General features: G+C 38.5%; 18 protein-coding genes. 15 read left to right on the forward strand and 3 right to left on the reverse strand.

Annotated features, from left to right (window positions below):
• Nucleotides 1–20 precede the first annotated feature (20 nt).
• A complete protein-coding gene (locus B554_RS0101775; protein ID WP_019456752.1) occupies nt 21–1568 on the reverse strand; it encodes a tyrosinase family protein in 1548 nt (515 codons plus the stop codon).
• A gap of 641 nt (nt 1569–2209) precedes the next feature.
• Here B554_RS0101775 and B554_RS0101780 point away from each other — a divergent pair.
• The 4 genes from B554_RS0101780 to B554_RS0101795 are packed head-to-tail and all read left to right on the forward strand — an operon-like array spanning nt 2210 to nt 5494.
• On the forward strand, nt 2210–3229 hold the full coding sequence (locus B554_RS0101780; RefSeq protein ID WP_019456753.1) for an ABC transporter substrate-binding protein: 1020 nt from the start codon (nt 2210–2212) through the stop codon (nt 3227–3229).
• Nucleotides 3230–3231: 2 nt separating this feature from the next.
• Nucleotides 3232–4242, forward strand: coding sequence for a FecCD family ABC transporter permease (locus B554_RS0101785; RefSeq protein WP_081400271.1), 1011 nt, complete (start codon nt 3232–3234; stop codon nt 4240–4242).
• Nucleotides 4239–5003 carry an ABC transporter ATP-binding protein gene (locus B554_RS0101790; protein WP_019456755.1) on the forward strand — a complete coding sequence of 255 codons (765 nt, stop codon included), beginning with the start codon at nt 4239–4241 and terminating at the stop codon, nt 5001–5003. The genes B554_RS0101785 and B554_RS0101790 overlap by 4 nt, the downstream gene beginning before the upstream one ends.
• A 2-nt stretch (nt 5004–5005) precedes the next feature.
• Nucleotides 5006–5494 carry a GNAT family N-acetyltransferase gene (locus B554_RS0101795; RefSeq protein WP_019456756.1) on the forward strand — a complete coding sequence of 163 codons (489 nt, stop codon included), beginning with the start codon at nt 5006–5008 and terminating at the stop codon, nt 5492–5494.
• On the opposite strand, the gene B554_RS0101800 is transcribed toward B554_RS0101795, so the two are convergent.
• Complete coding sequence (locus tag B554_RS0101800) at nt 5489–6277, reverse strand: AraC family transcriptional regulator (RefSeq protein ID WP_019456757.1); 789 nt, start codon at nt 6275–6277, stop codon at nt 5489–5491. The two genes, B554_RS0101795 and B554_RS0101800, sit on opposite strands and share 6 nt — an antisense overlap.
• Nucleotides 6278–6375: 98 nt before the next feature.
• Here B554_RS0101800 and B554_RS0101805 point away from each other — a divergent pair, with 98 nt between their 5' ends.
• From B554_RS0101805 to B554_RS0101825, 5 genes are all read left to right on the forward strand, one after another.
• Entirely contained in the window at nt 6376–7185 is an 810-nt protein-coding gene (locus tag B554_RS0101805) for a sulfite exporter TauE/SafE family protein (protein WP_019456758.1), read from the forward strand.
• Nucleotides 7186–7365: 180 nt separating this feature from the next.
• Nucleotides 7366–8250, forward strand: coding sequence for a phosphoribosyltransferase family protein (locus tag B554_RS0101810; protein ID WP_019456759.1), 885 nt, complete (start codon nt 7366–7368; stop codon nt 8248–8250).
• An 11-nt stretch (nt 8251–8261) separates the two neighbouring features.
• The gene (locus tag B554_RS0101815) at nt 8262–9755 is read left to right on the forward strand and encodes a nicotinate phosphoribosyltransferase (RefSeq protein ID WP_019456760.1); all 1494 of its coding nucleotides are present in this window, start codon (nt 8262–8264) and stop codon (nt 9753–9755) included.
• A gap of 60 nt (nt 9756–9815) precedes the next feature.
• A complete protein-coding gene (locus B554_RS0101820; RefSeq protein WP_019456761.1) occupies nt 9816–10583 on the forward strand; it encodes an NUDIX hydrolase in 768 nt (255 codons plus the stop codon).
• 72 nt (nt 10584–10655) lie between these two features.
• On the forward strand, nt 10656–12050 hold the full coding sequence (locus tag B554_RS0101825) for a methylenetetrahydrofolate reductase C-terminal domain-containing protein (protein WP_019456762.1): 1395 nt from the start codon (nt 10656–10658) through the stop codon (nt 12048–12050).
• Between the two features lie 305 nt (nt 12051–12355).
• Here the strand turns inward: B554_RS0101825 and B554_RS0101830 are convergent, their stop codons facing one another.
• Entirely contained in the window at nt 12356–12796 is a 441-nt protein-coding gene (locus B554_RS0101830; RefSeq protein WP_019456763.1) for an SLATT domain-containing protein, read from the reverse strand.
• 414 nt (nt 12797–13210) lie between these two features.
• On the opposite strand from B554_RS0101830, the gene B554_RS0101835 reads away from it, so the two are divergent.
• The 6 genes from B554_RS0101835 to B554_RS0101860 form a co-directional block, all read left to right on the forward strand.
• Nucleotides 13211–13930, forward strand: coding sequence for a response regulator transcription factor (locus B554_RS0101835; RefSeq protein WP_019456764.1), 720 nt, complete (start codon nt 13211–13213; stop codon nt 13928–13930).
• A 92-nt stretch (nt 13931–14022) separates the two neighbouring features.
• The gene (gene iaaH / locus B554_RS0101840; protein ID WP_019456765.1) at nt 14023–15483 is read left to right on the forward strand and encodes an indoleacetamide hydrolase; all 1461 of its coding nucleotides are present in this window, start codon (nt 14023–14025) and stop codon (nt 15481–15483) included.
• Nucleotides 15484–16164: 681 nt separating this feature from the next.
• Nucleotides 16165–17226: an HlyD family secretion protein gene (locus B554_RS0101845; RefSeq protein WP_019456766.1), complete on the forward strand. Its 1062-nt coding sequence runs from the start codon at nt 16165–16167 to the stop codon at nt 17224–17226.
• A 25-nt stretch (nt 17227–17251) separates the two neighbouring features.
• On the forward strand, nt 17252–18799 hold the full coding sequence (locus B554_RS0101850; RefSeq protein ID WP_019456767.1) for a DHA2 family efflux MFS transporter permease subunit: 1548 nt from the start codon (nt 17252–17254) through the stop codon (nt 18797–18799).
• A gap of 188 nt (nt 18800–18987) precedes the next feature.
• On the forward strand, nt 18988–19776 hold the full coding sequence (locus B554_RS0101855) for a hypothetical protein (protein WP_171057761.1): 789 nt from the start codon (nt 18988–18990) through the stop codon (nt 19774–19776).
• The coding region (locus tag B554_RS0101860) for a GH3 auxin-responsive promoter family protein (RefSeq protein ID WP_019456769.1) at nt 19773–21322 on the forward strand (1550 nt) is incomplete at its 3' end. The genes B554_RS0101855 and B554_RS0101860, both read left to right, overlap by 4 nt.

A 21322-nucleotide genomic window follows, 5' to 3' on the forward strand; every position in this document is an offset into this window, starting at 1 on the left:
TCAGGCCTCTCCCTTAATTATTATTTTGAAGTTTCTAAGCGAACTTGAGAAATGCTCAGTCCTTGAGAACTTACCTTTTGCTTTACTGGGTTAAGGGTTAAATCGGTAGCAACAAACTGAACCTCTAAGTCTTCAGCAGGTACGCCTAATTGATTAACTTGATCGCTGACTTGATAGACCAATTGACCCATAGCACCATTGCTCGCATGCCCGCCGTGGCTATGATCTAACACACCGAAATAGTTAATTGTGGCAACATAAATTTTTTGGTCAGGTTTATTTTTAGGAGATAAATAAATCTTATAAGTTAGATTTGGATTACCCACCATTTGTACATTATCTAAGATTAAATAAGTTTGTCCTGATGAAAGTGTGGTTTGAGAAAGTTGACTAGCACTCTTTAAGAACGTTGTGGTTTGAGGTGCTAAAGCTACTTTTTGACTTACACCCATCAGTTGAATGGTTTTATTACTGCTGACTGGTTTATGCGCTTTTTTAAATAGATTTACTTTTCCTGCTTGACTACTCATAACTGGTGCTTGAACTTTACATGCGTTTTCATTGGTATAACGCACCGGAATTTTACCAGGGGTAAATACATCAGCAATGGTCATGGTGACTTTATTGCCGTTTTCGTCTGCAAAGGTGTATCGAGTGTTATACCAGCTATCTGGCATACCTAAGTTTTTCTTTGCCCACTCAAGTGTAATGGGTTGCCCATTGGCTTTTTTATTTAGCCAACATTGCCACAAGCGGTCGATATTGGCATGGTGCATATAAAATACAGGGTCTAAACCTGCAATTGGTACAAATCCCATATCTGGCAGCACACAGTTTTTACCAACCGCGCAGTGCATTACACCATGGGGCTGAGACTGTAACTGATTGGAAAATGATGTGAAGTCATTCCATTTAAATGCTTGGGCAGCGCTGGCATCGTCTGGATCTATAGCGCTGATATTCTCATTTAAACCAGGTGTACGGAACTGGTCATATAAGCTACCTGCTTGTTTACCTCGAACCAATTGAGGCAGCGCTAGTCCTTTCCCATTAGCCGCTTTTTCTTGGTAATAGTCCCAATAAGGAAGAGAGTAATCTTGGCCAACATACTTACGCACTGTTCGCTCGTAAAAATAAAGCATCATACGGTGCCAAGGTAAGAAGTTTAAATTGCCATGTTGGCATGTACCCCAAACTTCATTGGTAAAGCCATCGTTTGGAACTGTAGAATTTTGAATATGTTTATAGTAACTATCACATAAGGCTTGACTATTATCTTGTAAGCAACCTGCCATACGGTTTTTAAGATATGTAGTTTTATCAGTGCCATGTGTACCCGTACCAAAATAGCCGTGAGTATTTGCCCAATAATTAAAACTTGTACGAAACTCCGGAGATAATGGATTTGCATTATTATTTGCTCGCATTTTTTCCAGACCTTTTTGCAGTGCGCTTACTTTGGCTGGGTCTTTTGCAAACTCCGTGGCACTCATTCGTAGTGAGTCGGCATGTGTTGCTAAGCTCATGCCACATAAAAGAGTGCCTAATATATAATAATTTCTTTTCATGGTTTAAAATCCTTGTCATGTTTAATATTCTTATAGTTCGTAAGTTATTTGTAGTATGAGAAATTTCCAAGTAATTGGATAATTCTTGTACATTAATCTAGCACATAAAATAGTCATTATTAAAGATTTATATTTAATATTAACTTTAGATTAATTTACTTTTTAAAGCTGTAATTTTTTAGAAAAACTTAATTTTATTATTTTAACTAAGATTTTGTTTATTATTAATTCTTTATTTAATTGATAAAATTAAAAATGAGAAAATAACTATATTTTTGAGTATTGTGTTTCGTTTTTTTAATTTTTATGTTTTTAGGTCTCATTATTTTTAAATATTTTACTCAGTTAGATTTTAAAATAACTGGTATTAGTTAACTCATTATTAGAGAAGTGTGAAAGCCCATAAATATTTTTTCTGACTTGAAATAACTATAACAACCGATTGATGGATAAATTTATTTTTTAATTCTGGCATTTTTATTGCTTAATTATTCATATCTTCAATTAAACATTTAATTTGCACCCCATATAAATGATGATTCAAACCGTTTTGCTCTCTTATGGTGTTTTTTTCACATGAAAATTGCACCAAATAAGTACATCTCTTTATTTTGCACCATATTTGTGCATGGAGAGGTGTAATGAGGTTTTGGGCTTCAATACTCACTTTACTCATTCTATGTGGATGTTCTTCATCTGAACAAAGTAGAAAAACTAAAGAAAACTTAGCAGTTCATTCGATATGCGTTTTTGATAGTACAAATACAAAAGTGTGTGTAGCCAAGCCAGCGCAAAGAATTGTTTCTCTATTTGAGTCAGGTTTAGATGGCTTATATATGCTAGGGCAAGGCCATAAAGTGATTGGCATACCAGCCGAAGTATACATTCAACCTTTATTATTTAACGCCTATTCAAAAATAGATCAACGCATTGCAAATAAACAGCTTGCAACGCCTTCACAAGGTGTCAATGCAACCAATATTGAAAGTCTTGTGTTGTTGAAACCCGATTTAGTAATTTTGGGGAGCGGGCAGACCCAAACGATCGCATTATTACGACAATTTGGTATTGCTGTATATGTAATGGAATCTGGCACCTATAAACAGGTGAAAGAAGAGCTATCTGAAATTGCTGTTCTAAGTGGAGCTCAAAAGCGAGCTCAAGAAATTTTGAGTTTTTCTGATGAAATTATGGCAGAAGTCGCAGCCAAAACAGCACGTCAGCCAAATAAGCAATCGATTTACTATGCGTGGTCAGGTGGGCGAATTTTTTCCACTTCGGGACGTCAGTCTATTACCAATGATTTTATTGAGCTGGCAGGTGCTTACAACATTGTTCAGACCAATGCTAACCAACCCAATGTAAATCCCGAGACTCTCATTGAATGGAACCCTGACAATATTGTGCTTTGGAACACCAACCCAAAACTGATTTATGAACGAAAAGAATTACAAGGCTTAAGTGCCGTACAAAACTGTAAGGTATTTAATTTGAGCCCTGCATTTATTTATAACCCCCATACCATCAAAATCATTATTACGGCGATTTATTTGAACCACAGCATTTACCCTGAACAGTCCGATTTACCAGTAAGTGCTTTACAACAGCGTATTTTAACCAAGTTGTATGGTGAGCACCTTGCCAATGCGTTGGTGCAATGAATATGCAAAAACTGAAATATTATTGGTTTTACCCGTTACCTTTCATCATGGTTTTTATCTCTTTGCTCATTGGGCCTACGCAAACCTTGAGTGCATGGGACTATTTGCGGTGGGGTGTTCAAGCAGTCTTTGGTACACCATATTTTGATGCTGAACAATTTAGACTGATGCAGAACATACTGGTCAATGTCAGATTACCCAGAATTTTACTGACCTTTATGGTGGGAGCTGCATTAGCAACCGCGGGTAATGGTTTGCAAGCATTGTTTCGTAACCCTTTGGTTGACTCGTATGTACTCGGTATTTCTTCCGGTGCGGCGTTTGGTGCAGCTTTGGCACTTTCTCTAAGTTGGCTTTCGCCAAATCTATCCGCCTTTATTTTTGGCGTATGTGCTGTTGCTTTAACATATTTATTTGCACATCAAAAACATGAAAGCCAGACGTCTTTAGTGATGGTCATTTTATCCGGCATGATTGTGTCGGGGCTGTTTTTGGCAGGACTTACAGTTATTCAATATCTAAGTGATCCATTTAAATTACAAGCCATTGTGCAATGGACGATGGGCAATTTACATCAAGCTTCTTGGCAAAAAGTTCAATACGCTGTGCTACCGATTTGTATTGGCCTTGTCGGATTATTTGCAATGCGTTGGCGTTTAAACTTAATGGCACTCGGTGCTGAAGAAGCGCAGGCGGTTGGTGTTAATCCACGCTGGGAGCAGCTTCTTTTAATTGTACTAGTGACTGTATGTACATCAACTTCTGTGGCTGCTGCTGGCATTATTAGTTTATATGGACTCTTTATGCCGCATATTGTGAGAATGTTGGTGGGGCCAGATCACCGCTACAGTATTCCTGCCAATATGATTTTGGGCGGCAGTTTCCTACTCATGATTGATAACTTTTCACGTGTTTTACTAACCTTTGAAATACCAATTGGCATTTTTACCATGCTACTTGGTGCGCCATTTTTCTTATTATTAATGAAAACACAGAGGACTCATTGGGCATGATTCAAATTGATCAGTTAAATTATGCCTATGGGCATAAACAGGTTCTTAAAAACATTCATCTGGAGTTTCCTGAAAATCAGTTTTCCGTCATTTTAGGGCGCAATGGCTGTGGCAAATCGACACTTTTTAAATTGATGGCTGGCTTAGAACCTTTAAAAGATGGGTTGATCCGTTACTCTGGAAAACCATTATCAGACTTTAAAGGCAAAGATCGAGCTGCGTTACTTGGCTTTTTACCACAGTTTCATAAAACCGTATTTCCATTTTTAGTTAAAGATGTAGTAATTACGGGACGTGCCGCTTTTAGCAGATATAGACCTTCAAAATCAGACTGGGAGCGTGTAGATCAAGCTTTGCTTGATTTAGATATTGAGCATTTACGTGACCGTCCTTATACAGAACTATCAGGTGGTGAAAGGCAATTGGTTATGATTGCCCGAATTTTAGTGCAAGCACCCAAAGTGATTTTGCTTGATGAGCCAACCAATCATCTCGATGTTTATTACCAGTCTTATTTAATGAAAAAATTGCGTCAGTTGTCGCGGCAAAATTTTACAGTGATTGCGATTATGCATGATCCCAACTTAGCTTTTTTATTTGCAGATCATTTGTTTTTTATGCGCCAACATGAAGTAGTTAAGCCTGAATCTAAAACACGAATCACCGATCCGAAGTTTTTAAAAAGTGTCTATGATGTTGAGTTCCATGAAGCCATGATTCAAGACAAAACCATTGTTATCCCTGACCATTCTTGGCTATAAATATGACTTTTCACTATCATCTAGCAGACAAATCAGACTATGCATCTGCTGTAGAGTTTGCACTTTATACAAGACATTTATTATTCCCAGAAATCTATCATGGGCAAGTTCCCAAAGATTTAAAAAATTTTGGGCAATATTATGTTAATGATCCATTAGGTTGCTTTATTACGGTAAAAGATAAAAACCGTATTATTGGCACTATTGCATATCGGGCGTATGACCATCGTTTTGATTTAAATTTGCCATCTAATACAGTGGAAGTGGTTAAGTTGTTTGTATTGCCTGAATACCGCCGTAATGGTATCGCAACTCAACTATGTGACATGTTGTTTAGCCATGCAAAAAACAATGAAATTACCACTTTCTATTTGCACACTCATCCATTTTTGCCAGCGGCTGAAAAGTTTTGGCGTCTACAAGGCTTTGATGTCATTAACCGTGAGTGGATCGAGACCTATGACACCATTCATATGAGTAAATCTTTATAGCGCTTTATTGTGCGTATGAAATCTTTTTTGAAAATGGGTAGGTGGATAACCCATAATTTTACTGAACATTGCGGTAAATGCTGCCGAGTGTTCATAGCCCAAACTAAAAGCAATTTCAGTAATTGAGATATTCTCTTTTAAGGCATTTAAAGCATAGATGATGCAGACTCGATTACGCCAAGCCTGAAAGGACATGCCAGTTTCAGACTTAAACCAACGATGAAAAGTTCGTTCACTTTTATTATGGTCATGTGCCCAATCTTTAGGGCTGCTATGAATATCGGGATGCTCCATATACTCAACACACTGTTTAGATAATAATGTGTTGTGAGGCAATGGAATAAATAGAGGTAGGGCTGGTGCAGCTTCTAACTCATATAACAATAAATCGATAAGAGCACCGTCACGGCCTGAGTACGAGTAATCAATAGATAATTGATTTGCTTGAATGAGCAGTTGATGGAGTAATTGTGATACTTGCACAACCTCACAATAGTTTGCTTGTCTTGGGGCATTACTCACTTCTATATACAAACTATAAGTACTGACTTTAGATAGCCATACCTGATGTGCTTTACCTGCAGGTATCCATACACCACTGTACGGTAACACGAGCCATTGTCCATCTTCAGTTTCAACTTTCATGAGGCCTTCGGGTGCATATAAGAACTGGGCACGGCGATGGCTATGCGTATCTAACAAAGTATCAGCAGGATAGTCCGATCCTAACGCTAAAACCGCTTGCGGTAGATGGTCTACATCGTTAATTGGAATATTACGCATATATTTTTGTCTGAAATAATTAAAAATATGGCTTTTCTACGTTAGTTTGCCATAGGGCTATTTTATATCATGCCTCTATAAACATGAGGAAGATAACGATGCTATATGAGCTATTTTTATTTGGACTACTTTCAGGAGTTACCACTTGGTTATTTGGCTTTGGCGGCGGTTTTGTTGCTGTGCCTTTGCTTTATACAGTCATTATTCAAAAGTACAGTAACGAAAGTATGGTTGGGATACATGCGATGCAAATCGCCGTAGCTACATCAGCTTTTGTGATGCTGTGTTCGGCAAGTTTTGCAACTTTTCGACACTATCGGTCCGGACAGATTGATTGGCAAAAAATCCGCTTTTTATGGAGTGGTATCGCATTGGGTGGAGTTGTCGGTGCGGTCATGGCCTCATTGTTTAATGGAAATTGGCTTCGCTGGATATTTATGGGTTATGTATTCATAACCATTATTGATTGTTATTACCGACCAGGCTTTATGGTGACCTCAAGGCAAAAGCAAAACTATAGTGAAAACAGCGAACTGATTAAAGGCGGAATTATTGGTTGGGTTGCAGCACTTTTAGGTGTGGGTGGCAGTGTAATGACAGTTCCGTTATTACGGCGGCGGGGTAGTTCGATGGCAGAGGCTGCGGCTATTGCAAATATTCTCACGCTGCCTTTGTCTTTAACTGCAACGCTAACTTATTGTGTATTGTCACTTTGGAAATCTACATGGGCACCTAGTGGATTTATCGGTCTAATCTGGTTTGAAGCTGCTTTATTCTTGGTTGCTGGAACATGGATCGGACTATATTTTTCAGAAAAATTTATTTCAAAACTACCTGATTTATGGCGGGCAAGATTGTATCCGCTACTTTTAATGCTGGTTTTGTTCGTGATGCTTGTTGTAAATTAACTTTTATTTCAATTAATTGAAGAATAATCTCTCTTAAAAATTAAATCTCTAAATGCTCTAAAACTGCAAATTTTATGTCTTAAAGGGCTCTGAAAAAAGTTTGAAAAATAGACTTGAAATATATAGTGGCTTTGTGCCACCATATATTCATCGAAGGTCATCAGACAAAAAGAGGATGATATGGCTATCCAGCTTTTAGATGCGGCAAGAAATGAAATTCCAGTGAAATTCACGCAGTTTTCTGGTGGCGAGCGTCATGTTCAGATTGATAAGACAACCTTAGGTTCACTATCTGGCAAGGTATTGGTGCGTGCGCAAATGATCTCAAGTCACGATGTGATGGACTATTTGTTACTTGAAAATATATTGCTAAATCAGGGTTTAACCGTTGACCTAGAAATTCCATATTTTCCATACGCTCGTCAGGACCGTATTTGTGCAGTGGGCCAAGCGTTCTCACTCGATGTGATGACGAAGCTACTTAACATCAACGCAGACAAAAAAGCGGGTAAACAAGGCAAGGTGACTGTTTGGGACTGCCATAGTGAAGTAACAACAGCTTTGCTTACTGCCAATACTTCTTTTAGCGAAGTAGTAAATGTGAGTTCAGTCGACATTATCGCAAAGAGTGAAGCGCTAAGCACATTATTAAAAGATGAAAAAACAGTACTGATTTGCCCAGACAAAGGCGCAAAAGCACGTACACAAATGGTTGCAAACGCTTTTAATTCTGAGCGCAAACAACCTATCACTATTGTTCAGTGTGATAAAAAACGTGACCCTGTAACTGGCAAAATTTTGGGCACACATGTACATGCGACTGATTTATCAGGCTTAACAGCGGTCATTACCGATGACATTTGCGACGGCGGTGCGACTTTTATTGGTATTGCCAAAGAACTCCGTCGCTTAAATTGCCATAAGGTCGTTCTATACGTGACCCACGGTATTTTTAGTAAAGGAATAGAGGTTTTTGATGGACTGCTAGATCAACTATTTACCTCAGACAGCTTTCCACAAAAAGCAACAGACAAAATTTCAGTAATTGCTTTTGTAGCAGAATAAAGAGAACAAAGATGACTATTAAACTTAATCCATTAAACGCTATCGATTTTTATAAAGCTGATCACAGACGTCAGTATCCAGCAGGCACAGAGTACGTGTACGCAAACTTTACGCCGCGTTCATCTCGACTCGCAAAAATGCTACCTGACTTCGACGATAAAGTTGTGTTCTTTGGGCTTCAGGGTTTTATCAAACACTTTTTAATCGATACATGGAATGAAGGCTTTTTCAAACAACCTAAAGACAAGATAGTGGCTGCATATAAACGCCGTATGGATAGTTCACTAGGTGAAGGCGCAGTACCGGTTGACCACATTGAAGCATTACACGATTTGGGATATTTACCATTACGCATTAAAGCCTTGCCAGAAGGCAGCCGTGTCAATATGCGTGTACCTGTGCTCACCGTTATTAATACCGACCCGCGTTTCTTTTGGTTAACGAACTATATTGAAACCGTGTTAAGTGCTGAGCTTTGGAAAAGCTGTACTACGGCCACAATTGCCTATGAGTACAAACGCTTATTAACGCAATATGCTGTAAAAACTGGCGCACCACTCGATTTTGTACCTGTGCAAGGACACGATTTTAGTAGCCGTGGTATGAGCGGAATTTATGATGCAGCGCAATCAGGTGTAGGCCACTTAACCAGTTTTATTGGAACAGACTCAGTTGCTTCAATCGACTACGCAGAAGAATATTACAATGCCACAGGTGTGATTGGTGTATCTGTACCAGCGACCGAACACAGTGTGATGTGTATGGGTACAGAAAACAGTGAGCTAGACACATTTAAACGTTTAATCTGCGAGCTTTATCCGTCTGGTGTTGTCAGTATTGTGTCTGATACTTGGGACTTTTGGCGAGTGATTACCGAGTTTACGGTAGCGTTAAAACCTGAAATTTTGGCAAGACAACCCAATGCTTTAGGTTTGGCGAAATTAGTTTTCCGTCCTGACTCTGGTGACCCTGTTAAAATTATTTGTGGTGACCCTGACGCTGAAGTTGGAAGCCCAGCCTATAAAGGCGCGGTTGAATGCTTATGGGAAGTGTTTGGCGGTACAACAACTGAGCAAGGCTATAAAGTTCTGAATGAACGTGTCGGTTTAATCTATGGTGACTCGATTACCCTAGATCGTGCACAGCGTATTTTAGAAGGATTAGAAGTCAAAGGCTTTGCTTCAAACAATTTGGTGTTTGGGATCGGCAGCTTTACCTATAACTATTTAACTCGCGATACCTTTGGATTTGCTGTGAAAGCGACTTGGGGGCAAGTAAATGGTGTAGGACGCGAGCTGTTTAAAGACCCAATTACAGACTCAGGTGTGAAAAAATCTGCGAAAGGTCTTTTACGCATCGAAGAAGGTGAAAATGGTTTTATCTTGTTTGATGAGCAAACAGCCGAACAAGAACAAGGCGGAGCACTTAAAACAGTCTTTGAAAATGGTAAACTTCAATATGAGTGTACTTTGGATCAAATTCGTGAGCGTTTATCCATCGCATAACTAAGTTTAGATGAGCCGTTACATGTGTATCGGCTCATCATTTTTATTGAGAGGCTGAACGTGACTATTCAAACTGAACAAGAATTCCTTGCCAGTTATGATCGCCGAGATTATGACGCACCTTTACTCACTGTAGATATGGCTATTTTCTCGGTATTTAATGGTCAATTGCAGGTATTACTCATTAAGCGACCCAACTTTCCAGCCAAAGACCAATGGGCTTTACCGGGTGGTTTTGCCGATTTAACCCATGACCAAGATTTGATGGCCACGGCTTATCGTAAGCTGGTTGAAAAAACAGGGATTGCTTCACCTTATTTGGAACAAGTTGCCTCTGTGGGCAATGCTAAACGTGACCCGCGTGGCTGGGCCGTAACCATTTTGTATTTTGCTTTAATTGATTTTAATGCCTATCAACAACAAGCATTAGCTGAGTACAGCGAATGGGTGCCTGTAGCAAAAGCACAAGATTTAGCGTTGGCGTTTGATCATAATGAATTGCTCAGCTTAGCTTTAGAGCGTTTAACCAGTAAAACCCGCTATACCGCATTGCCAGCCAGTCTCATGCCTGAATTATTTACGCTGACTGAGCTACAAACCATTTATGAAATTATTCTTGGGCAATCTTTAGATAAAAAAGCGTTTAGACGCCGTATGATAGAAGCGGGTGCAGTTGAAGAAACCAACCACAGTAAAATTGTAGGCAAACGGCCAGCTCAGCTTTACCGTTATGCACTCGATTCATTTGATTTTATATTTCCTCGCTCACTCGAATTACCCAGAAATAAAGAGGGTGAAGATAAGCAAAACAATGAGCTTTCTGACTAGCGCATCTTGATGCGCTTTGATTTATAATGCCGCGCTTATGATTGATGTCATGTTTTGATCAGCACTTTGCCTATGTCACACGTTTCTCCCTGCTTCCAGCAAAACCAGTTTTTTGTGTTGGTGGAATATCTCACTTCACTGCATGAAATTTATCCTGTGAAACATGAGTTTGCAGGATATCCGGCTGCAATGACATTGGCAGATCGTGTACATTCAGATCATGATATCGCGCCGCTTGAAGCCAGCAAAAGTTACCCAGACTCAATCGATAAAGTCTTACACTTTTCAGGTAAGGCCCGAGACATACAAGACTTTGAGCAATTTTTAGAACAAGCTCAAGCAGCCAATATTCAAAACTTGTTATTGCTTACAGGCGATAAACTCAAAGAACACCATAATGGTCGAGATGGACAGCCTCGTAGTAGATACCTAGAGTCGGTAAACGCCGTAATGGCTGCCAAGCAACATGGCGGGTTCCGTATTGGGGTTGCTTTTAACCCATTTAAATATGTTGAAGCTGAGCGTGACGCACAGTATTTAAAACTACATAAGAAAATTAAAGCAGGCGCTGACTTTATCATTACCCAATTGGGCTATGATATTGAAGCCTTAAAGCAAGCCAAATCATTTTTAACCAAGAACAATTATTCACAGCAAATACTGGCTTGCGTCATGCCACTAACTTTAGGCCGTGCCAATTTTATGGTGAAGCATAAAGTTGCTGGTATTGTAATTACTCCACACATGCTAAAAGTCTTGGCAGATGAAAAACAGGCAGGGCATACAGACCGCGTTTATTTACGCTGTGCTTTACAGATTTTGATATGTAAACACTTAGGTTATGCAGGAATTCACTTATCTGCTTGTCATAAGCCAGAAGAGCAAATGTTGCTTGAAAGCTATATTGAGCAATACAGACATTTGGAGCTTAAAGCTTTAGAAGAGCTTTGGAATTCACTTTGGCAAGTCACATCAGGCAAAGAGTTTTCACCTGAAATTGCTCGGTTTTCGCTTCAGCCAACGTCTAAACAATTAATTAAATATCGTCAGCTACATGTTATGCATGAAGCAATGTTTGGATCAAAAATTGCTAGAGGTATTGGACGGTTTATTTTTAAAGCGTCTTTTTGGGAAAATACTTTGGTCGCCAAAGTCTTACTTAAAACCGAAGTTTTGAGTAAACATAGCCTAGTCGGTTGTGAAAGCTGTGGTCAGTGTCGGCTAAGCGATACTTTATATATTTGCCCTGAAACGTGTCCAAAAGGTTTAGCCAATGGGCCTTGTGGCGGTACAACTTTAGACCGCTGCGAATTTGGTGACCGTGAATGTATTCATTCCGTTAAAGCAAGGCTTGCTAAAGCCCTTGAACAAACTGAAATATTAAAAGAAAAACTGATTCCAACAGTGCCTCTTGAAACGAGAGGAACCAGTTCTTGGAAAAATTGGTATTTAGCGACTGAGGTTTAAGTTATATCTCTAATTAAATTCTTTTTATAAAGAAGCCTCTAGAAAACTGAGATTTAAAGTATTTTCAAAAATTAACATTAATACAAGCGATCTTAAAGGAGAAACCAGATATATAAGTATTTATTCAGAAACTGATGATATTAGAAACTTAGCCCTTGCAAAGATCCAAAGTAATAGTGGTTTACACGAACAAGACACGGTTCTATTAGAAGTTTTTTGCAAACAAGCAAAATTTTATCCTCTAATAATTAATGGCAAACCATATCCCATACGTGACACAGCAAACTATACTTTTTAAAGTATTACTATTCTCTAATTTTCAGCCAACGAACATTTGCATCATTCATAATTGTTTTATAGCGCTTATAGAAATTGTTTACTAAATTTTGATCTATTGATTTACTACTTTCAGAATGTTTTATATCTGTATTTAAATCGTAAAGCTCTGATAGTTTTATTGCGGAATTAATCCATAGACTTTTATGATTAAAGAGTCCATTCCAGGCCAGAACAACAGTTAGAGAAGCACTAATAAACAAAGAAAAACCTCCAATAAAATTGGTGTAATCTTCAGATACGTAAGGAGTTAGGCCAATACAAAATGTGGTAAGAGCCGATATTAGACCAGTATATATACTAACAAAAGTAGATTTATCTCTATCTTTTTCACGGTTTGCTTTAGTCACTTTGATTTCATAAGCTATATCTTCTTTAAGTTGATATAGATCTGCATTAATATTATCCATAATTATTCCTTTTTATTCTGATTTTATAAATTTATATCTAATACAAATATTATAGTAAAAATACTCCTTTTGCTCCACTCATATGATTAATAGCAATGTAATTATTGAGATTTTTATTTTCCCATCAGAATAAAACATAGAACCTATTACTTTTATAACAAGATTACTAGTGGCTTTTGATATAAATAAGTCTAATGAAGTAAGCTAATAAGTAAGTTTACTAAATACTTTTGATTTTCAGAAGACTAAAAGCTAAAAGAGGTTAGCTTTTAGTCTTTTTAGAAGAAATTTATTTTTTCCAAATAGCAGGCAACAATTTGGCGAATACAACTCCAAATTGATCTAAATAATTACCTGCATGACCTCTGAAGCCTGTAACTTAAAATTCGATGGATTTCGTTAAATAGGTAAACGATGACCGTACTTTTTGAAAAGGATTTCAGTCCATCTGAGTTTACATTGTTCTCCGAAATATTATGGAAACTTGGCTCAGGAAAAGGGCAATATAATTTACGTGAAAATATTCTTGCAGATATTGCCATTTTATTGCGGGCTGATTTCGCTGCATCTTACATTTGGGATTCAACCCATAACTTATCGAAAGAAGGTGTGATATGGAAAATCGACCTAAAAGCCATGAAGGACTATGAATGTGTTTGGCAATTTGATGATCCGATTACGGCACAGCTTCGCAAACGCCAAAAACCAACATTCGTAACCGAGGTCATGCCTCTCGCAGACCTGAAAAAAACACCCTATTACAATGAGTTTTTGAGAGCCTATGGTTTATATCATGGCATCAATATTTATTTTGTCCGAAATGGTATGGATATTGGTGATTTACGGATTTGGCGTGCGAAAGATGCCGACATGTTTGGTGAACGTGAAAAAAGAATATTAAGCCTACTTGAACCTTATTTTAGTCAAGCCTTACCCACTGATTTATCAAGCCAATACGGTTTGACTTCGCGTGAACAAGAAGTGGTTCATTTGGTCTCTAAAGGTTTAAGTGATAAACATGTGGCAAATTTACTGGGTATTGGCTTTACCACATTAAGAACTCATTTGAACAATTCTATGAGAAAAATCGGCTGCAATAATCGCACTGAAATGGCTTTACTCATTCAACATTAAAACAAAAACAATCCTCAATTTTGAGGATACGAATGAATAAGCAATTTGTACTAAGTTTTTAAGATCACAACTTAAATGGATTTTAAGTCATCATGTCAAATGCAGTTGAAAAAAATAATTGGATTGAATCACAGGATTTAGTAAATGCTCCCATAGATGTCATTACTCAATTGATTCATGAGAGAAAAGTATCTTGTGAAGAGCTTGTGCATCATTACTTCGCGACTATTGAAAAACAGCAATCTTTAAATGCTTTTATTAGCACAGATAAAGCTTCAGCAATTCAGCAAGCTCAATATTGGGATGAATACCTACTGAGTGGAAAACCATGTCCAGCTTTGATGGGTATTTTAATTGCGGTTAAAGATAATATTCATGTTGCAGGTTTTCCAAATAGTGCAGGTACACCAGCTTTAGCTCAATTTAGGCCGCAAACTTCTGCCCCAGTTATTCAAAAGCTTATTGACCACGGCGCGATCATTGTTGGTAAAGCCAATATGCACGAATTAGCCTTTGGGGTAACAGGTTATAATACTGCCATGCATATAGAGGGCGTTGTGGGTACACGAAATGCCGTAAACCCGTTACATATTGCTGGTGGGTCTTCTTCGGGTAGTGCGGTGGCTGTTGCAGCGGGCATGGTTCCGATTGCTATGGGTACAGACACAGGTGCTTCTATTCGACTGCCAAGTGCCCTAAATGGTTGTGTGGGTTTTCGTCCAACAGTAGGACGATATTCACAAGAAGGTATTACCCCAATTTCACATACTCGCGATACCGTTGGCCCAATAGCGCATACCGTATCTGATGTTATTTTAATTGATGAGCTTATTACTCAAGAACCAAGAAAAGAACCATTTGAGCCTCATCAAATTCGACTCGGTATCAATTCATATTTTTGGAATCATTTAGATGAAGACGTACATGAACAGGCTCATATTGCGCTTGAACTTTTAAAAAGTGCAGGAGTCGAAATTATTCCAGTCGATATGCCAAATTTAGAACAACTCAATCAAGCAGTTTCATTTCCCGTGGTTATCTATGAAGGTAAATATGACCTGATTCAATATTTGAAAGATCATCATGTAAATTTGACCATAGAGACTGTAGTCGATCAGATCTCAAGCCCTGATGTACAGGCAATTTTTAAACTGAATATTCTTCCTGAGTTAACTCTAGATCCGAATGGTCAACTTGTTCCCGTTTTACCTTTGTATGAAAAAGCGATTAGTGAAGCTCGGCCTCAATTGCTTGAACTCTATCAAAACACATTTAAAGCGCATAATTTACATGCTTTATTATTCCCAACATCACCAATTGTGGCACCACTAGCAAATGAACAAGTTTATTCAATTGAAACTTTCCAGACCCTCATGCGAAATACAGACCCCGGCAGTAATATAGGAATACCAGGGCTGAGTTTACCCATTGGAATGGGTACGAAATCAAAACTGCCAGTTGGTTTAGAAATAGATGGCTTAGCTCATCAGGACAGTGAAATACTTGCTATTGGAATAACTTTAGAAAAAATTTTCAAACGTTTAAATCAATAAAAAATCACTTAAACTACTATTTTTAAAGGTTTGTTTTTGCTTTTAAATAATGGGTTTGAGATAGTTTCTGCTTTTATTTTATCTGGAAAAATATAAGTCATTTTACTCGGTAGAGTGACTTAATTATTAAAAATTACCGTTTATCATCTTTAATGATTTTGTTAGATTTCTTATTGTTGTTTTTAAAAAATATAATATTTATAAATTATATATATTCTATATGTATAAGTATAAAAATTTTGATTGTTAACTCATTTTTAAATTACATGTTATTTTAATTAATAATACTTAAATATTACAAAATAAAACTTATTGTTAACATTTCTGCAATAAATTAACCAATTTGGAGGTTTGAATAAAATATAAATAATTTTAGTAATTTGTTAATTAACAATTATTTATGTTTGATTTTTAAATCGATTTATTAAGAGAAATCTATCGTAATTAGAATTAAATATTTTTTAAATATAGTTTATATAACATGATTTATTGACATAAATAGAAAAAATATATGGCTAAGAGGTCAATGATATTTAATTCACTTCAGAACCATAATTTGCACCAAATTTTACGCTGTCACGATTCATTGAATAAAACCAAGTGAAAAGTTACGTAAATAAGAAACCAATAATTTTATTGGCTTAAATAAAAAATCGAATATTACAAATAAGCGGAATGAATATGGATAACGTAGCTCAGCTAGAAACTGATACTAATTTCCAAAGTCGAAAGAAAATAACATGGGGTGTTTTTAGTGTCCTGTTGTTATTTTTAGTTGCTGGTATCGTATATTATTTTTTTGTATACCGATTTTATCAATCTACTGATAATGCTTATGTGCAAGCCGATGTAACTTGGGTTATGCCAAAGATTTCAGGCGAAGTGATGGAGTTATTAATTAATGATAATCAGGTGGTAAAAAAAGGGGAAACTTTAGCGGTATTAGATCACCGCGATTATCAAGCTCGTTATGATCAAGCCCGTTCTGCGGTGAGCTTAAAAGAGGCCGCACTCGGTGTACAACAACAAAACGAAAAGTCTGCTAAGTCATCAATTACAGAAGCAAATAGTGGCGTAGTTGCAGCACAAGCCGATTTAACTCGCTTAAGAAAAGAGTTTGAACGTTATCAAGACTTATTAAAAGATGGCGTGATTACCCGTCAAAACTTTGAGGGTGTTCAGTCTCAATATTTAACAGCTCAAGCACAGCTCAGCAAAGCGCAAGCCGCCGTAAATGCAGCAGAAGCTCAGTTGGGGAGTTTACAAGCGAGTCGAGCACAGCTTTTAGCAGATATCCAAAGTGCCAATGCAAATTTGAATCTCTATCAGGTCGATCTGGCTTCCTCAAAAGTAGTTAGTCCTGTGAGCGGCAAGATCGGTAGCCTTGCAATTCAAAAAGGCTCACGTGTTTCTCCACAAACCCGCTTAATGGCAATCATTCCTGAAAACAGTTTGTATGTACAAGCCAACTTCAAAGAAACCCAAATTGAAAAAATGCATGTTGGTCAGAAGGTGAAGTTAAAACTTGATGCCTATCCGAGCCTCACCTATACCGGAAAAATTGAGAGCTTTTCACCAGCTTCAGGCGCAACTTTTTCACTGATGCCGCCAGACAATGCCACTGGCAACTTTAACAAGGTTGTACAGCGTATTCCTGTACGTATTGCCATAGATTCAAGCCCGCATATTGATTTGATAAAACCTGGAATGTCGGTGAGTGCCACCGTTGACCTAAGAACTTAATAATAAAATTTTAGGTAATAAGAAAATGAATAAGCATGTTGAAGCCGAGTGGAGGTTTCCCGCAAAAACTGCATGGGCAATTTTTGCTGCCATGATTTTTGGCAACTTCATGGCGATTCTTGATATTCAGATTGTGGCGAGTTCTCTAAACGAAGTTCAAGCTGGTATGAGTGCAAGTCGTTATGAAGTCACTTGGGTGCAAACGGTTTATTTAATTGCCGAAATTATTGCGATTCCAATGTCGAGTATTGTCTCGCGAGTGCTTTCAACACGGGTGTATTACACCATGTGTGCAATCGGTTTTACGGTGAGTTCTTTACTTTGTGCTTTGTCATGGAACTTGGAAAGTTTACTGGTGTTCCGTGGCATTCAAGGCTTTATGGGCGGAGGTATGATTCCGACTTCCATGACAGCGTTGTACTTACTGTTTCCCGAACCAAAACGTTCATTGCCTTTGGTCATGTTTGGCATGATCAGTACTTTAGGGCCTGCGATTGGCCCCACCATTGGAGGTTGGCTCACCAATAACTTCTCATGGCACTGGATGTTCCTGATCAATATTATTCCGGGCATTATCATTGCCACGGTCATTTACTCAGGCCCAAATATTGACCGAGCGAACTATTCACTTATTAAAAGCATGGACTGGTTTAGTCTGGTCGGTATGGCGATGTTTTTGGGTGGGCTTGAATATTTCCTCGATGAAGGCGCACGACATGACTGGCTTGCAGACACAGGCGTTCGTATTGCTTTTATGGTCTGCCTAATAGGCGGCATGATTTTCTTCTCTCGAAGTTTTACTCAGCCTAAGCCTTTGCTCGATTTATCGGTATTTAAAAACAAAAACTTTACCTTAAGTGCCATTACAACGTTTGTGATTGGTATGGCGCTGTATGGCTTGGGTTACATGATTCCTGTGTTTCTTGGGCAAGTCCGTGAAATGAACAGTAGCCAAATTGGTCATGTCATGATGGTGACAGGCATTGTCATGTTCTGTTTTGCGCCGTTCCTTGCGTGGCTTATTCCTAACTTTGATACCCGTAAAACCGTATTTGTCGGAATGGTTCTGGCGGGCTTTGGTGTATGGCTCAACTCGCATCTCAGCATTCACAGCGATTATGACTTTATGTTCTGGCCGCAAATTTACCGTGGTATTGGTCTTATGATTTGCCTGATTGTGGTTTCGCATTTGGCGATGAGCACTTTGCCACTCAGTAAAGTGGCCGATGCCAGCGGTATTTATAACCTGATGCGTAACATTGGCGGCGCGGTTGGACTGGCGCTGATTAACTCATCCTTAGACTGGTTGACCGCCATGCATGTCACCCAAATTAATCAGGCGATGACACCGCAGAACTGGATATTTACAGAAAGGCTTGACCAGCTCACGGCGCAATATCAGGAGGTCGGTGCAAATGCCCAGCAAATCGCGCTGAGTGTGATTTACCGCGACATTCATTTTCAGGCACTGACATCTAGCTTCAATGATTTATTACGCATGCTCGCAATCATTATGTTTGTGACTGCCTTTTTAACCATCTTTATGGACAGGGGGAAGAAAATGAATATGTAAAGTTTTAGCAGTAGAGGGCAGCTTTTAAAGAATGAAAAACAATAGGGCATATCAAAACGTATCCCTTCTTAGAAAAAGAACATTTATACGAGTTTCCAACATCGCCTTATGAGCGAGTGGAACTCACAGATCTGGATGTGGGAGATTAAAGTATTATGATTAATACAACATATAAACTGATTTCAAAATTGAACCTGAAAAACACAACTTATGGGCAATATTTTGAAAGAGAGCAAATTGATACTGATCGACTAAAAGTGATGTATTCCATTTACGAACAGTATTATGAAAATACCAGATTTTCTATTTTTGTAGACGATTTTAAAAATAAAAGCGGTGCGATCTTAATTTTTGACTCTGAGACAGATGAGATTGTCGGTTTCTCGACTGTGGTGGTGCAGCACTTCTACTTAAACGGTAAAGACTACACCGTGCTCTTTAGCGGTGATACGGTTATTTTGAAGAAGTTCTGGGGCACGCGTAGCTTACAAAGTACTATGCTCAAGCTCATGATTAAGCTTCGAATCAAATATCCTTTTAACGAACTCTATTGGTTACTCATTTCTAAGGGCTATAAGACCTATCTATTACTTGCCAATAACTACTATGTCTATTACCCAAACATTAAAGATGAAAACCAACACCTTTCGGAAGTGGTTGAGCACTACTGTGAAAAATTCTTTGGTGAATATTATGACCGTGAAGCAGGTTTACTCAACTTTGGTGATGACTATCAGCCATTAAAAGGCGAAGTTGCACCGATTACCGCCGAAATGCGAGAAAAGAACCCTAACATTCATTTCTTTGAACAAAAAAATCCAACTTGGAAAGCCGGAACAGAACTGCCGTGTATAGGTCGTCTGGGCTGGAAAGATATTGCCCGTTTCCCAGTTAAGCTCATGACGAAGCCGACCAGTAAAGGAAAGTTTGAAGCTTGTGTAACCCATAAAACAAAACGTAGAGAGGCTATCCAATGAAATCTAATGAATGGCTGACTCTAGGCTCGCATCTTATTTTAAAAAAATGGTGTGATGCATCTGACCGTAATTTCCAAAAAAAGTTTAATGCTTTAGAAACCACACAACGTCAAATTTTGCATTCGATTTTACAGACTTCTACCTTTGCCAAAGATAAAAAGGTTCAAAATTATGAGCAGTTTGTAAAAGCCTTTCCTGCGACTCGCTATAGCGCATGGCGAGAAGACATTCAGCGTTACCGTGAACAAAAGCTTTCACTGTCTAGCAGTAAACTGGTTCGTTTCCAGCCGACCAGTGGTTCAAGCGAACAAATTAAGTTTATTCCATATACCAAGCTGTTTTTAGATGAGCTTGACCATGCGATTGCGCCGTGGATGGCAAGTTTATATCGTAAGTGTCCAGAGCTGAGTTCGGGTACACATTACTGGTCGGTGTCATGGTTGCCTGAAAGTCAGCGTGAAGTTTTAAAAGATAAAAATCTAAATGATGATAGTGCGCTACTTGGCGTAGGTAAACGTATATTGTCTAAGTTTACCCAAGCGGTTCCAAGTAACGTTGCATTTGCAGCCAATGCTGACGATGCACTGTTTGCCACCATTTGTTATTTAGTCGCAAACCGTAACTTAGCCATGATTTCGGTATGGAGTCCGACTTTTGCGCTGCAATTACTTGAGCGTTTGGAGTCATTGCAAAAAGATGTGGTTGAAGTGCTTAACAGCGGTAAATGGGGCAATCGTGAGGCTTCACTAAAAGAAGTGACCGCACCGCATAGCCCTGAAAGTGCTCAAGCATTAATTGCAAGTTTAAACGGCGCACAGATCGACTTTAAGAAGCTTTGGCCAAAGTTAAGTTTAGTGTCGAGTTGGGATACTGCTGGTTCAAAAGCTTGGGCCGAGAAATTAAAAGAGAAATTACCCAGTGTTCAGTTTGAAGGCAAAGGGTTATGGGCGACCGAAGGTGTAGTGACTATTCCCTATAACAACCAATACCCATTGGCCTACCAAAGTCATTTCTATGAGTTCGAATACTTAGAGGGTGAGAAACAGGGGCAAATCGTTCCTTCATGGCAGCTTAAACAAGGCGATGTGGTCAGCCCACTCATTACTTCGGGGAATGGCTTACTGCGTTACTGTCTAGACGATTGTTTAAAAGTGACTGGCTTTATAGAGCAAATCCCATGTTTTGAGTTCCAAGGCCGCCGTTTCGGTGTAGATTTGGTTGGTGAGAAACTTGCACCTGAAACTGCTCAACAGTTGTTGTCTCAGTTAAACGAAACCGAATCGAAAGCGATTTCCTTACTGGCGATTGATACCCAACAACAGGTTAAACCATTTTATTGCGTGCTTTTTGAAGGTGAAATTCATCACAGCATTAGCAATGAATATATAGACAATATTTTACGTCAAAACTTCCATTATGAACTTGCACGAAACTTGGGGCAGCTCGACCAGCCTCAAATTCGACAAGCCAATAACGGCTGGAATGCGTATAAGCAACTGGTCACGTTTGATGGGATTATTGAAGGCAATATCAAACCTGAGCCACT

The organism is Acinetobacter sp. GG2, assembly GCF_000292385.1.
Taxonomy (GTDB): domain Bacteria; phylum Pseudomonadota; class Gammaproteobacteria; order Pseudomonadales; family Moraxellaceae; genus Acinetobacter; species Acinetobacter seifertii.

What these genes read in the sequence shown, in the direction of transcription:
- B554_RS0101780 (WP_019456753.1), top strand. Translation starts at nt 2,210, where the DNA reads ATGAGGTTTTGGGCTTCAATACTCACTTTACTCATTCTATGTGGATGT.
- B554_RS0101795 (WP_019456756.1), top strand. Translation starts at nt 5,006, where the DNA reads ATGACTTTTCACTATCATCTAGCAGACAAATCAGACTATGCATCTGCT.
- B554_RS0101800 (WP_019456757.1), bottom strand. Translation starts at nt 6,277, where the DNA reads ATGCGTAATATTCCAATTAACGATGTAGACCATCTACCGCAAGCGGTT.
- B554_RS0101830 (WP_019456763.1), bottom strand. Translation starts at nt 12,796, where the DNA reads ATGGATAATATTAATGCAGATCTATATCAACTTAAAGAAGATATAGCT.
- B554_RS0101790 (WP_019456755.1), top strand. Translation starts at nt 4,239, where the DNA reads ATGATTCAAATTGATCAGTTAAATTATGCCTATGGGCATAAACAGGTT.
- B554_RS0101835 (WP_019456764.1), top strand. Translation starts at nt 13,211, where the DNA reads ATGACCGTACTTTTTGAAAAGGATTTCAGTCCATCTGAGTTTACATTG.
- B554_RS0101845 (WP_019456766.1), top strand. Translation starts at nt 16,165, where the DNA reads ATGGATAACGTAGCTCAGCTAGAAACTGATACTAATTTCCAAAGTCGA.
- B554_RS0101850 (WP_019456767.1), top strand. Translation starts at nt 17,252, where the DNA reads ATGAATAAGCATGTTGAAGCCGAGTGGAGGTTTCCCGCAAAAACTGCA.
- B554_RS0101810 (WP_019456759.1), top strand. Translation starts at nt 7,366, where the DNA reads ATGGCTATCCAGCTTTTAGATGCGGCAAGAAATGAAATTCCAGTGAAA.
- iaaH (WP_019456765.1), top strand. Translation starts at nt 14,023, where the DNA reads ATGTCAAATGCAGTTGAAAAAAATAATTGGATTGAATCACAGGATTTA.
- B554_RS0101785 (WP_081400271.1), top strand. Translation starts at nt 3,232, where the DNA reads ATGCAAAAACTGAAATATTATTGGTTTTACCCGTTACCTTTCATCATG.
- B554_RS0101815 (WP_019456760.1), top strand. Translation starts at nt 8,262, where the DNA reads ATGACTATTAAACTTAATCCATTAAACGCTATCGATTTTTATAAAGCT.
- B554_RS0101825 (WP_019456762.1), top strand. Translation starts at nt 10,656, where the DNA reads ATGTCACACGTTTCTCCCTGCTTCCAGCAAAACCAGTTTTTTGTGTTG.
- B554_RS0101805 (WP_019456758.1), top strand. Translation starts at nt 6,376, where the DNA reads ATGCTATATGAGCTATTTTTATTTGGACTACTTTCAGGAGTTACCACT.
- B554_RS0101775 (WP_019456752.1), bottom strand. Translation starts at nt 1,568, where the DNA reads ATGAAAAGAAATTATTATATATTAGGCACTCTTTTATGTGGCATGAGC.